Origin of the sequence: Hymenobacter citatus (assembly GCF_014333615.1) — a bacterium.
In the GTDB taxonomy this organism is placed as follows: domain Bacteria; phylum Bacteroidota; class Bacteroidia; order Cytophagales; family Hymenobacteraceae; genus Hymenobacter; species Hymenobacter citatus.
In genome coordinates this window covers 16,776-29,358 of record NZ_JACSCY010000004.1, presented here as the reverse complement: position 1 = coordinate 29,358, position 12,583 = coordinate 16,776, and the positions used below count along the sequence as shown (strand labels likewise).

The following is a 12,583-nucleotide window of genomic DNA, read 5'->3' as shown; positions in this document are numbered from 1 at the left end:
ACGTCATGGCCGTTTATCCCCATACCCCAGCTTCGATATGATAAAGAATATACGCACAGCTTTAGTACTATGCTGCTTCGTATCCTGCACTGACAAATCAGATAAGATTACTGGCGTCTCCGATATTCAAAACTTGGCCGGAGCGTTTGGAATTGAATTACAGTCGGCGGAAATAAGGCCGGTCTGCAGTGAAGCAGGTCTGCAAGAGGTAGAAACCTTCTTGGAAAGTAAACCAGAGACTGAACAGCAGAAGTATGTCCTCAAAACCGGCGCTTATTTGGGAGAATGCATCATCAGTTCTTATGGTGGCAAATGGATTGAACACGAACCCGGCATATGGGCAGTCAAATTATCAGACAACAATATCATATTTCCATTTACCAAGGTCCAAAAGTTTGTAGACGACCCAAGCGGCGACTCGTTTTCCTCGTTGTACGGAATCATTCCCATTATTTCTAAGATCAACAGCAACACTTTATAAGTTTCGCAAACAAAGTAGCACGCATGTAGGCGCGCCCCCCTACCCCTGCTGGGCCTGGATGGCCGTGATAATCACCGTGTTCAGGATATCATCCACCGTACACCCACGGCTCAAATCATTTACGGGTTTATTCAATCCTTGCAAAACCGGCCCAATAGCTAGGGCGCCGGTTTCGCGTTGCACGGCTTTGTAGGTGTTGTTGCCGGTGTTGAGGTCGGGGAAGATGAGCACGCTGGCCTGGCCGGCCACCTCGGAACCGGGTAGCTTCTGGCGGCCCACCAGGGGGTCTACGGCGGCGTCGTACTGGATAGGACCTTCCACCTTCAGATCGGGGCGTTTTTCGCGGACTAGTTGGGTAGCCTTGCGCACTTTGTCCACATCGGCGCCCTCGCCGGACGTGCCCGAGGAGTACGACAGCATCGCCACGCGCGGCTCGATGCCGAAGGCCTTGCTGCTGTCGGCGGAGGCCATGGCAATTTCGGCCAGCTGCTCGGCGGTGGGGTTGGGGTTCACGGCGCAGTCGCCGAACACGGCCACGCGGTCGGGTAGGCACATGAAGAACACCGACGACACCACCGACATGCCCGGCTTGGTTTTGATGAACTGCAACGCCGGCCGAATAGTGTGCTGGGTGGTGTGCACCGCCCCCGACACCATGCCGTCGGCGTGGCCCTTATACACCATCATCGAGCCGAAGTAGGACACGTCGCGGAGCAGGTCACGGGCCATGTCCTGGTTCACGCCCTTGGCCTTGCGCAGCTCGTAGAACGTCTCCACGTACTCGGGGTAGTGGGGCGACTGCACCGGGTCGACCACCTGCACGTGGCCCAGGGGTAGGGTCAGCCCTAAGCGTTTTATGGAGGCCGCTACCTCGTCGGGGTTGCCCAGGATGGTGAGGTCGACTACTTCTTGGCGCAACAGGTGGGCGGCGGCGCGCAGAATCCGGTCGTCGTTGCCTTCGGGTAGCACAATGTGCTTGCGCTGACGCCGCGCCCACTGCAACAACCGGTACTGGAACATGTGCGGCGTGATGCCCTCGGAGCGGAAGCTCACCATCTTCTCTTCCAGCGCTGCCATATCCACGTAGCGCTCGAAGGTGTTGATGGCCAGCCGAATCTTGCGCGTGTTATCGGGAGTGATGCGCGATTTGACGGCCGCCACGCGGGTGCTGGTTTCGAAAGTGCCGGTGGGCACGGCTATAATTGGTACCACCGTCTGCAACCCTTCAATCAGCCGCAATACGGGCGCCTCGGGCTCCGAGCCGGCCGTGAGCACAATGCCAGCCACCCGCGGGTAGCTGGCCGATAGGTTGGCCTGCAAGGCGCAAATAATAATGTCGCCCCGGTCGCCGGGCGTCACAATCAGCACGTTGGGTTTGAGGAAGTTGAGGAAGTTGGGCACCTGCATGGCCCCGGTCACGAAGTTGTCGACCTGGTTGGTCAGCGACTCCTCCCCAAATAGCAGCTTGGCGCCCAGCCCCTCGTATATCTCGCGCATGGTCGGCTGCGATAGTTCTTTCTCGGCCGGAATCACGGCCAAGATCAGCTCGGCGGGGAGCTGGGTTTGCAGCAGCTCGCGCACGTCGTCGACCTGCGCGGGGGCTACCTTGTTTACTACCACCATCAGCACCTGCACCTCGTTGGTTTCGAAGCTGCGCAGGGTAGTGAGCACGGTGTTGATGATCTGGGCGGTAGGCTTATCGTCACCCGAAATTACGAGGATAACTGGGGCGCCTAGGTTCTTGGCAATCTGCGCATTGTAGCCAAACTCGAAGGCCGTGCCCGGCCCTACAAAATCACTACCCTCCACCACCGTGAAGTCGTAGTTTTCCTCTATCTGCTTGAATTTGTGGATGATGGTATCGATGATTTCGCCCTGGCCGTTGGTTTCAATCAGGCGCAGCACCTCCGGCCGGGTGTAGGCGTAGGTGTCTTCGTAAGCGATGGGCAGCTTGAAGTGCTGGAGCACCGTTTGGAGGCGTATGTCCTTCTTTTCCCGCGGACTGGCATCAATGATGGGCTTGAAGTAGCCTACCTTTTGGGCTTTGCTGAGCAGCATATTTACCAGGCCCAAGGCTATCAGGGATTTGCCGCTGTAGGGTTCGGCCGTGGCAATGAAGACAGTTTTGGTCATAAGAAAAAGGCAACGACAAGGAAAACCAGGTACCAGGCAGAGCTGGCAAGATACTGCCTGCGGTGCCCATTCATACGCAAGCCGCCATGCAGCGGGTGCAGTACCCTTATACGCCAACGAGCCGGACAGGCTATAGTCTGTCCGGCTCGTTGATGCGCAGGGGGTAGTAAAGCGCTGCGGCTCGCGCTTATACGGCCGCGTCGGCAGGCTCGAGTTGCAGCGTAGCCAGGGCTTTTTCTAGGGCCGTATCCTGCACGCCGGGAATCGACACGCCTTCTACGCGCACCACAGTTACGTCCGTCATGCCCAGGAAGCCGAGCACGGCTTGCAGGTAGGGCGCCACGAAATCGTAGGACGCAGCAGGGCCTTCGGAGTAGATGCCACCGCTGGACATGGCCACGTACACCTTCTTACCCTTGATGAGGCCCTGCGGCTGACCATCCACGTATTTGAACGTGATGCCGGCGCGGCACAGATGGTCCACCCACGCCTTGAGCACGGAAGGAATACCGAAGTTGTAGAGTGGGGCGCCAATCACCACAACGTCAGCGGCTTGCACTTCGGCAATGGCATCGTCGGAGTGCTTGGCGGCGGCTTGCTGCTCGGGGGTGCGGTCGGGAGCGGGCGTGAAGAGCGACTGGAGCTTGGCGGCTTCCAGGTGCGGAAAGGGGTTGGTGGCCAGGTCGCGGGTGGTTATGGTGCTGCCAGGGTTGGCCTCCTGCAACTTGCTGATAATGCCGTCGGCTAGCTTGATGCTGAACGATTGGTCGCCGCGAGGGCTGGAAACGATGTTGAGAATGTTCATAAAAAATTGGAATGAAAAACGGCCCGATGGCCGGTGAGGGCATCACTTGCGAAACAGCTACTTCAGATTATGTAGGAAACGGGTAGCATGTCGGCGTTCAATGATGTACCTACATTTAATGTACCAATATTGTTTTGGCAGACTTCTTCATTTGCCGTATGCCATTCTTGCCGCCACCCAAAACAAAGCGCCCCTACTCCGGAAAGGGAATAGGGGCGCGGCGCAAAATCAGCTTGATTGCGTGGAGGCGCTACGGCGTCATACCATCTTCACGCAGTTGTCTTTCTTCCTCTTGAAGATGTCGTAGCCGTGGGGGTTTCCGACGGGGGTAGGTGGTGAGTGATGATGTCGTCGAGCTTCATGTTGCCTTCTACCACGTAGTGCAGCAGCTTGTCGATGTGGGCTTGGGCGGGCGTCTGGCCGCCCGGGAGCTTTCCCGCAGGTCGGGTTTTGGGAAAGAGAAGGGCCCTTGGCGCCGACCTACCCAGCCGCTCAAAAGTATGCGCGGTACTCGGGCGAGTTACTAGGGCAGTTTCGAAGTCAGTGCACCTGTAGGAGGTAGAGACACCATAGGTTGGGTCTCAATGTGGAGCACGTCAACGGCTTTCGACAGCCTGCACAACGTCAGCAACGACGAGACTTAACATGCTGCTTTTCTAAACACTACACCCTGAATCCGAATTTACTGTAGCGCTCAGCTTCCGCCCGCCAACCAGCAAAAAAAAGCCTTCTGCAATGCGTGCAGAAGGCTTCTGTAAACTCAAACTTTGTACTGGCTTACCGCACCCGGCCGCGGCTACCGCCGCCTTGTCCAAAGGAGCGGCTACCCTCGCTTTGCTCACTTCGGCCAGCCGGTGGCTGTTGCATCTGCTGGAGCTGGGGCGCAGCCTGCTGGCGTTGTGGGGCCTGCTCTGCACGCTGCCATTGGCCCCGGCCTTCGCGCTGCTGACCAAGCTGCCGCTCCGGCTGCACCTCGTTGCGCTGCCCCACCCGGCCGCGGCCACTGTAGCCACCCCATGCGGCGCGCTCGGGATTATTAGGAGCAGCAGCTGCGTCGCCGAAGGGCTGCGTACGCTCTGGGCGCTGCGCGGGGTAGGCGCGGTCGGCATCGGCCAGAGTGCGCGGCTGATTATAGCCAGATCTATCCCGCCGCTCCCGCATGGCGCCATATTCGGGGCGAGTATCGGTGCCAGCACTCACTACCCTACCCCGGCTGCGGTAGTCGCCGCGGTTATCGGCGCCATTGTCGAAGCGGCGCTCCACGGTGCGCGGCGCATCGGCCCGGCCAGTACGCACATCGGGCCGGTAGAAGCCCAGCGAGTTTTGCTGCATCGCCACGCGGCCCGGCCGGTTCACGTTGCTCACGTTGTATACGTTTACGCGGCTGCGAGTTACGGCTTCCAGCTCGCTACGGCGCGGGCCGGCTACATACGTGCGGTTGTTCTGCACATAGGTGTTATTGATAATCGTGGTATTGTTGATGATGGTGACGTTGCGGGCCGGACGCACGTAGTAGTCATGCCAGCGCGGGCTCACTATGTATTGCTGGGGCACAAATACCCACGCCGTGTTTGGCACCACGTAGCGCGGCCCGAAGGATACGTTGATGTTCACACTTGGCCCCAGCGGCGCCCAGCCGTAGTAGCCGCCGCCGCTGCGCCAGCTCACCCAGGCCGGCCCCCACTCAGTGCCGGGCAGCCAGCTCCAGCCGTAGTAGTCGGAGTAGCGCCAGCGGCCGTAGTGAAACGGCGCCCAGCCCCAGTCGTAGTTCGATACCCAGGTGTTGCCGTACTCCGTCATGGCCCAGTAGCCATTGGTGCTGTAGGGTTGAAAGTCGGGGCCCACATTGGGTAGCCACACGTAGCCGTAGTCGGGGTCTTGCACCCAGCGGCCGTAGGGGCTCAGCTCGTCGTAGAAGGTTTGGTACGTGACGCTCACGCTGGGTTGCGCTGTGGCAGTCCAGGGAGCCACGACACCTAGCATCAGCAAGCATACCCAAGCCAACGCACTTCTTTTTAGTAGGGTTATCATGGAGATGAGGAGTTAGAAAGTGGGAGCGATGCGACTGGGAATAAAGGTCGTATAACCCTACTACTCCCTACCCTATCACGCTCTTATTTCTTAGACAACTCAAATCCTGTACCGTTTAATTGCTATTCCACTTACTTCGGAGCGCCCGCTAGCGTATACACCCGAATTTCTTTTGGCAGCAGCACATACGCATACTGCTCGCTCACCAATACCTGCTGCACATCGGCTGTTGGCAAGGGCAGGGCGCGGTCTGTGAAGTTATAGAGATGAAAGAAATGCAGGGCATTATCGGCCACGTAATACAGCTCGTCTCCCAAGAAGCCCACATAGCTTAGACCCGAGAAGGGCAGCTTTTTGCGGTAGTTCCCTAGATTATCAAACACCAGAATGCCCCCTACCCTGTCTACCAAATACACGTTGTTCTGATACTGCCTGAGGAAGCGGAAATCGGGCTTGCTCCTACCCACCAGCAGGTCCATGGGTGTGGTGATGGTAGGGCGTTGCTGCGCTAGGTCGAACTGCTCCAGGGCAATGTTGCTTTCATCGAACAGCCACAGGCGCTCATCGGGCGCGATGGTGGCGGCGCGGATGGTGCCGTCCAGGAAATCGGCGGTGCGTACTTGCGTGAGGGGGGCCAGAAACCGGTCGAGCAGCAGCAGTTGCTGGCGGTCATCGTAGAAAGCCAGTATTTTGGTGGTATTCCAGGCTTCGAGCTGGGCTATGTGCCCCGGCAGGGCCGGCGAGTAGGTGTTTAGTACCTGCCCTTCGGCCCCTAGCTGCACAATATTATTCTGCCGGTCTACCACGTAGAGCGTGCCGCGCCTATCAAGAGAAGCCACGCCGGTAGTAGCTAGCTTAATGGTGCGTACCAGCGTCCAGCCGTCGGCGGCCGGGGCGGCGAGGGTAGGTGCGGCTGTGGTGGTAGGTACCGGCACCGGCCGGCTAGGCGGCGCTACTGAGCCAGCCGCGGGCACTATTACCTGCCCTACCCCTGCCAGGGGCAGCAAGAAGCTCCCTATCAGCAGGAGGCAGTTAGTCAGCTTGCTCGAAATACCGAAGGACCAGGTTTTCACCATCATACACCGCGTAGGAACAAAAATTGACCCATTCGCCGAGGTTGAGGTAGCGGCTGCCGGGGGCTACTTCTACGTCGAGCGGCAAGTGGCGGTGCCCGAAAATGTAGTACTCGTGGTGGTGCTGCGGCTCCAGCTCGCGGCAGTATTGCAACAGCCACTCCGCGTCGCCCTGGTACACCTCTTCTACCTTGGTATTCTGAATGCGGCTCCGCCGACTCCAGCCGTTAGCAATACCAATGCCCAGATTGGGGTGGATGCGCGCAAACAGCCACTGCGACACGGGCGAGGCAAACACGCGCTTCAGCACTTTATACACGTAATCTTTCGGCCCCAGCCCGTCGCCGTGGCCCATATGAAACTCGTGCCCGCCAATGCGCTGACTTACCGGATGCCGGTAAATGGGAATGCCCAACTCCTGGGTGAAGTAGTCGAACATCCACATATCGTGGTTGCCGGTGAAGAAGATGATAGGGATGCCCGCATCCGTCAGCTCGGCTAGCTTGCCTTGCAACCGAATAAAGCCGCGCGGAATGGCGTGGCGGTACTCAAACCAGAAATCGAAAATGTCGCCCAGCAGGTAGATGGCGGCGGCATCGGCGGCCACCTCGTCCAGCCAGCGCACAATTTTTCGCTCCCGCGCCAGAGAGCTGGCGGCCGTGGGCGTGCCCAAATGGAAATCAGAGGCAAAGTACACCCGGCGGCCGGGGGGTAGGGCTAAGTCAGGCAGGCGAGGTGGCGTCATCCAGTAAGAACAGCACGAGGCTGCGCGGGCCGTGGGCACCGAGCACCAGCGTTTTTTCAATATCGGCCGTGCGGCTGGGGCCGGTGGTTAGGGAAATCATGGAGGGCAGCTTGTCGCCGTGCTGCTCGCGCACCCGCGCTAGCCCGTCGCCAATATCAGCTACCACCTGCGAGGTGCGGGCCAGCACCAAGTGCTGATCGGGGTAGATGCTAAGGCGGCGGCCGCTGGCCGTGGCAGCACTTACCAAGATGCTACCCGTGCGGGCTATCAGCGCTTCGCAGGTGGTCAGGCCGGCGTCGGCGTTGCTGATGAAGTCGGTTTCGTCGCCGTTGAAGACAATGCCGCCTTGGTGCAACAGCTTTTTCAGCTCCGGCTCCCACACGTACAGGTTGTTCAGCTCTTTCTCCTTTTTATAGATAAAAAGCTGATCGAAAAAATGCTCCTCCGACTCGCAGTAGTAAAACTCGCCCCCTATGCGCCGGAAGCTCTCTACGAACGCAATATCCAGCTCCTCAGCGGGTACACGCGGGTGCAGCGGCAGCCCAAAATCGGGCGCGGGCGGCTGCGGGGCCGGCTTTTGCACCGCCCCCCGAATGCGGCGCAACAGAATATCACGAGACGACTCAGCCATGGGGCAAAGGTAAGGGCTTCTGTATAGTGTTCTGTCAGCGTGAAGTAATTTGTCTGTCATCCTGAGCATTCCGCGCATCAAGCGGCGACGAAGGACTTTCTCACGTGAGAACGAGTTGTAGCAACGACTGTCGTTCTCACGTGAAAAGGTCCTTCGTCGCCGCTTGATGCGCGGAATGCTCAGGATGACAGTTTAGTTTGAGAAGTATCCGAACACAAAAAAGCCAGCGCCTCTTACGAGACACTGGCTTTCTGCATGCAAAAGCAAATACACTATACCGGCGTTACGGCACCGCCGCTGGGAACATCGGTAGAGCGTGGTCCCTCAGGCTTGTCGTCGATGCCGGGTAGGTTCATATCCGGCAAGTCGTCGCCAAGGGCGATAGGGTGCTCGTCCTTCAGTTCGCTCAGCGTTTCGCTGCGGTCGGTGCCAGCCATATGAGCCTGGTAGCTAGTTTGGGCACCATACGGGCGCGGACCTACTAAACGTTCCAGGTCGTCCTGCAACAGCACTTCCTTCGCCAGCAACTCCTGGGCAATGGTTTCCAACTCTTTGTTGCGCTCAGTCAACAGATTTTTGGTGCGGGCATAGGCGGCTTCAATAATGCTGCGTACCTCCTCGTCAATCATCTGTGAGGTAGCCTCCGAGTAGGGCTTCGAGAAACCGTACTCATTCTGACCTTTCGAGTCGTAGTACGATATGTTGCCCAGTTTGGGGTTCATACCATACATCGTTACGATGGAGTAAGCCATCTTGGTGATGCGCTCCAAGTCACTCAGCGCACCCGTCGAAATCTTACCGAAAATCAACTCTTCAGCGGCACGGCCACCCAAGGCCATGCACATTTCGTCGGTTAGCTGCTCGGTGTTGTAGAGGAACTGCTCGCGGGGCAGGTACTGGGCATACCCTAGGGCTGCTACCCCACGTGGTACAATGCTCACCTTCACCAAGGGGTCGGCGTGCTCCAGGAACCAGCCTGCAATGGCGTGGCCGGCTTCGTGGTAGGCCACAATGCGCTTTTCATCGGGGCTGATGATCTTGTTCTTTTTCTCCAGACCACCAATCACGCGGTCGATGGCGTCGGTGAAGTCCTGCATGCCTACCTTCTTCTTGTCGCGGCGGGCGGCAATGAGGGCGGCTTCGTTGCAGACGTTGGCAATTTCGGCGCCGGCAAAACCGGGCGTTTGGGCAGCCAACTTCTTCGCTTCCACGTCGTCGTTCAGCGTAATCGGCTTCAAGTGCACGTTGAAAATCTGCGTGCGCCCGTTAATGTCGGGCTTATCGATGCTGATCTGGCGGTCGAAACGACCAGGACGCAGCAGCGCCGAGTCCAGCGTATCGGGGCGGTTGGTAGCGGCCAAGATGATAACGCCTGAGTCGGTACCGAAGCCGTCCATCTCTACCAGCAGGGAGTTGAGCGTGTTTTCGCGCTCGTCGTTGCCGCCGGGTACATTGCCACGGCTGCGGCTGCGGCCAATGGCATCAATCTCATCAATGAAGATGATGCAGGGCGCTTTGGCTTTGGCTTGCTTAAACAGGTCGCGCACGCGGGCGGCGCCTACCCCCACAAACATCTCCACAAAGTCGGAGCCCGATAGAGAGAAGAAAGGCACGTCGGCCTCACCGGCTACGGCTTTAGCTAGCAGAGTTTTACCCGTACCGGGAGGACCTACCAGCAAAGCGCCTTTCGGAATCTTACCCCCAAGCACCGTGAACTTGGAAGGGTTGCGCAGGAACTCTACGATTTCCTCCACTTCCTCCTTCGCTTCTTCCAGGCCGGCTACGTCCTTAAACGTCACCTTCACCTTGTCGCCGCCCTCAAACAAAGCAGCGCGGGATTTGCCGATATTAAAGATCTGGCCACCGGGGCCACCTGCTCCGCTCATGCGGCGCATCAGGAACCAGAAGCCCACAAAGAGCAGAATCAGGACGCCCCAGGTGCTGATGTACTGGCCATAGCCCTGATCGGTCTCTATGTCCAGCCCGATTTTCTTCTGGCCGGCTGGCAGGTTTGCCTGGAGCTTGTCCAGATCGTCTTTAAACGACTTACCATCCACTACCGGAAAGTAGTATTGTGGGGCATTGGCACTGGTAGCACCCAGCGCCGGCCGGTTACGTGCGTCGCGGTTGGCTAGGTTCTTCTGGGCGGCTTCGCGCGTCAGCGTTACCTGCACCAGCTTGTCGTTGAGCAGCGTAATTTTGCTTACCTCGCCAGCTGCCAGCAGCTGCTCGAAGCGTTGTTGATTGATTTTAGTAGCAGAATTGGTGCCGGTGAAGTAGACCACCCCAAGGATGAACACTACCAGCCCCAGCAACACCCACAACTGCATTCCGGGCCGCGGGGCGGGGGAAGGCAGCGTAGGTTTTTTCTTTTTGGGCGTTGGATCAGGCATGAACTAGAAATGCTAAAGCGAAAAACATAGGCGGAACACGCCGCCAGCGCTAAATGTTCGGGGTAGGCGCGCGTAACTTACTGAGTGGCGGCTTCTTCCTCTACGTACGTAATCTCAGCGTCGCCCCACAGCTCTTCCAGCGCGTAGAACTGGCGCCGGTCGCGTAGGAAAATGTGTACTACTACGTCTACATAATCCAGCAGCACCCACTCTCGGTTGGTGCGGCCTTCCATTTGCCAGGGCTGCTGGCCAGTTACTTTCTCTACTTCCTCTTCCACGGAGCGCGCCAGCGCGTCCAGTTGCGTATCAGACGAAGCGGAGCAAATCACGAAATAATCAGCTACGGCATTCTTCAACTCCTGCAGGTTAAGCACGACGATGTCGACGCCTTTCTTGTCCTGCATGCCGCGCACTACAATATCTGCCAATGTGTCCGAATCCTGCCGAACCGGGGTACTTTTCATCAAGGTATTATTAGGTTTGAACGTCACAACATACGAATAAAGACGTGGAGGAACTTGCCCCCCAAACGCTTTTCACGGGTCAACAGCTGCTTTGGCTGCCCGAATGCGCTTCCACCAACACGGAAGCCCATAATCTTGTAGTCAAAAACAGCGCCACCGACGGCTGTACCGTCATTACCGACAATCAGACCGCTGGGCGGGGCCAACGCGGCAACCGCTGGGAGGCAGCAGCCGGCGAAAACCTAACGCTTTCGGTGGTGTGGCGCCCTACCTTTCTGGCCGCCACCGATCAGTTTCAGCTGAGCCGGGCCGTGGCCCTGGCTGTGCATGACTGGGCTGCTACCCTGCTCGGGCCAGACCCAGCCCTACGACTGAAGTGGCCGAACGATTTGTATTTCGGTACGCAAAAGCTAGGGGGAATACTGATTGAGAACACGCTGAGCGGCGCAAAGATTCAGCATAGCATCGTTGGAATTGGCTTAAATATCAATCAGCAGCACTTTGCAATGCCTACTGCTACCTCACTGGCCTTGCTTACGGGCAGGCCACACGTGCGGCCCGCACTAGCTGCCCGGCTCTTAGAAAGCCTAGAAGCACGCTATTTGCAACTACGAGCCGGGCAAGTAGCGCAACAGCAGCAGGATTACCTTCATGTGCTGTATCGCTACCAGCAGCCAGCTTTATATGAGGTAGCAGGACAAATAGTAACGGGTTGGATTGAAGGGGTCGACCCTACCGGTCGTCTCTTAGTTCGCATCGACCATGAGTTGCGAGCGTTTGGGCTACAGGAAATCGTTTATCGCTAAGCACTGCATGCTACTGGTATGGAGGTAGACGCGGCAGGGCAGAGAATACTTTAGACTTGTTCTTAAAGTAATATCTGCGCAAAGAAGAACGTCATGCCGAGCTTGTCGAAGCATGACGGCCTTTGGAACTTTCTCAACAGCTTCATTCCAAAAAAATGGAACGAACACCAAGCCGCATCTGCGACGTTTATATCTGAATTGTCGATTATTTTAGGGAGTTCATCTAAATTTTAGATTTTATATGACATTATGCGCAACCTTTCGGCTACAATTAGCATCTAAGACAGTAACAAGCCTACCGAATAAGGCGTAACGCTGGTCTGGCGTGCTTGTTGTACTACCTATTCTAGTAAAATTCATCTTTTCCATTTCAACCGACAACTCCTACCCGTCGGTTTTGACCCTGCCCGATGTCATGAACACCTTTACACGACTTTTTTTGGTTGGCCTGTTTATGAGCGTGCGGCTGACGCTGCTGGCGATGCCCGTTACGGCGCAGTCGTCGGTGACGCCGCCTGCCGCCACTACCAGCGCCAGCGAAAGTGCCCGCTCCCTGACTTCTACTCTAAGCCTCTACCCCAACCCGGCCCGTGGCATGGTGATGGTTTCCATCACGCAGAAAGCCGGACAGGAATATAAGCTACGCTTGAGCAACATTCTGGGCCGTGAAGTACGCACGGTTGCGTTGCAGCCTGCTCCCGGTGAGTTTTCTATGCCTGTAAACCTATCGGACCTACCCGCCGGCATGTATTTCTACAGCTTGCTCATGAATGAGAAAGTTGTGAGCACCAAGCGCTTAGTTCTTCAAAACTAAGTTCTCTACCCTCCTCTTTATATATTTGGAAAGCAGTCGGCACCCCGGCTGCTTTTTTTATGCCCCGCGCATTCTCAGACTCTCTCCGAACGTTAGCCTACACACGGCCCGATTTATTGTCTATTTTTGGCGCTTCGCTCGCTATGCTTTCTTCTTTAGCTTAACCTTTTTAGTGCCGCGGCAGGTGGAGCATTCCGTCAGCCTACT

At 57.2% G+C, this 12,583-nt stretch carries 11 protein-coding genes; 3 read left to right on the top strand and 8 right to left on the bottom strand.

The window, feature by feature from the left end; translation table 11 throughout:
* Positions 1-37: 37 nt before the first annotated feature.
* Entirely contained in the window at positions 38-481 is a 444-nt protein-coding gene (locus tag H8B15_RS06400; protein WP_187318849.1) for a hypothetical protein, read from the top strand.
* A 39-nt stretch (positions 482-520) separates the two neighbouring features.
* On the opposite strand, the gene pta is transcribed toward H8B15_RS06400, so the two are convergent.
* From pta to rsfS, 8 genes are all read right to left on the bottom strand, one after another.
* Positions 521-2,614, bottom strand: coding sequence for a phosphate acetyltransferase (gene pta / locus H8B15_RS06395; RefSeq protein ID WP_187318848.1), 2,094 nt, complete (start codon positions 2,612-2,614; stop codon positions 521-523).
* A gap of 187 nt (positions 2,615-2,801) precedes the next feature.
* Entirely contained in the window at positions 2,802-3,419 is a 618-nt protein-coding gene (locus H8B15_RS06390; RefSeq protein ID WP_187318847.1) for an FMN-dependent NADH-azoreductase, read from the bottom strand.
* Between the two features lie 777 nt (positions 3,420-4,196).
* The gene (locus H8B15_RS06385) at positions 4,197-5,390 is read right to left on the bottom strand and encodes a DUF6600 domain-containing protein (RefSeq protein WP_216859092.1); all 1,194 of its coding nucleotides are present in this window, start codon (positions 5,388-5,390) and stop codon (positions 4,197-4,199) included.
* Between the two features lie 191 nt (positions 5,391-5,581).
* Positions 5,582-6,529, bottom strand: a complete 948-nt coding sequence (locus tag H8B15_RS06380) for a hypothetical protein (RefSeq protein WP_187318845.1) — start codon at positions 6,527-6,529, stop codon at positions 5,582-5,584.
* Positions 6,483-7,268 carry a UDP-2,3-diacylglucosamine diphosphatase gene (locus H8B15_RS06375; protein ID WP_187318844.1) on the bottom strand — a complete coding sequence of 262 codons (786 nt, stop codon included), beginning with the start codon at positions 7,266-7,268 and terminating at the stop codon, positions 6,483-6,485. Before H8B15_RS06375 ends, H8B15_RS06380 begins: the two co-directional genes overlap by 47 nt.
* Positions 7,246-7,899, bottom strand: a complete 654-nt coding sequence (locus H8B15_RS06370) for a LutC/YkgG family protein (RefSeq protein ID WP_187318843.1) — start codon at positions 7,897-7,899, stop codon at positions 7,246-7,248. The genes H8B15_RS06375 and H8B15_RS06370 overlap by 23 nt, the downstream gene beginning before the upstream one ends.
* Before the next feature lie 272 nt (positions 7,900-8,171).
* Positions 8,172-10,292 (bottom strand): ATP-dependent zinc metalloprotease FtsH, encoded by a 2,121-nt coding sequence (gene ftsH, locus H8B15_RS06365; RefSeq protein WP_187318842.1) that lies wholly within the window; start codon positions 10,290-10,292, stop codon positions 8,172-8,174.
* A 77-nt stretch (positions 10,293-10,369) separates the two neighbouring features.
* Positions 10,370-10,756, bottom strand: a complete 387-nt coding sequence (gene rsfS, locus H8B15_RS06360) for a ribosome silencing factor (RefSeq protein ID WP_187318841.1) — start codon at positions 10,754-10,756, stop codon at positions 10,370-10,372.
* Between the two features lie 44 nt (positions 10,757-10,800).
* Between rsfS and H8B15_RS06355 the strand changes: the two genes are divergently transcribed.
* Positions 10,801-11,562, top strand: a complete 762-nt coding sequence (locus H8B15_RS06355; RefSeq protein WP_187318840.1) for a biotin--[acetyl-CoA-carboxylase] ligase — start codon at positions 10,801-10,803, stop codon at positions 11,560-11,562.
* 415 nt (positions 11,563-11,977) lie between these two features.
* Positions 11,978-12,376, top strand: a complete 399-nt coding sequence (locus H8B15_RS06350; protein ID WP_187318839.1) for a T9SS type A sorting domain-containing protein — start codon at positions 11,978-11,980, stop codon at positions 12,374-12,376.
* Positions 12,377-12,583 lie beyond the last annotated feature (207 nt).

What these genes read in the sequence shown, in the direction of transcription:
- rsfS (WP_187318841.1), bottom strand. Translation starts at nt 10,756, where the DNA reads ATGAAAAGTACCCCGGTTCGGCAGGATTCGGACACATTGGCAGATATT.
- ftsH (WP_187318842.1), bottom strand. Translation starts at nt 10,292, where the DNA reads ATGCCTGATCCAACGCCCAAAAAGAAAAAACCTACGCTGCCTTCCCCC.
- pta (WP_187318848.1), bottom strand. Translation starts at nt 2,614, where the DNA reads ATGACCAAAACTGTCTTCATTGCCACGGCCGAACCCTACAGCGGCAAA.
- H8B15_RS06375 (WP_187318844.1), bottom strand. Translation starts at nt 7,268, where the DNA reads ATGACGCCACCTCGCCTGCCTGACTTAGCCCTACCCCCCGGCCGCCGG.
- H8B15_RS06380 (WP_187318845.1), bottom strand. Translation starts at nt 6,529, where the DNA reads ATGATGGTGAAAACCTGGTCCTTCGGTATTTCGAGCAAGCTGACTAAC.
- H8B15_RS06390 (WP_187318847.1), bottom strand. Translation starts at nt 3,419, where the DNA reads ATGAACATTCTCAACATCGTTTCCAGCCCTCGCGGCGACCAATCGTTC.
- H8B15_RS06350 (WP_187318839.1), top strand. Translation starts at nt 11,978, where the DNA reads ATGAACACCTTTACACGACTTTTTTTGGTTGGCCTGTTTATGAGCGTG.
- H8B15_RS06400 (WP_187318849.1), top strand. Translation starts at nt 38, where the DNA reads ATGATAAAGAATATACGCACAGCTTTAGTACTATGCTGCTTCGTATCC.
- H8B15_RS06370 (WP_187318843.1), bottom strand. Translation starts at nt 7,899, where the DNA reads ATGGCTGAGTCGTCTCGTGATATTCTGTTGCGCCGCATTCGGGGGGCG.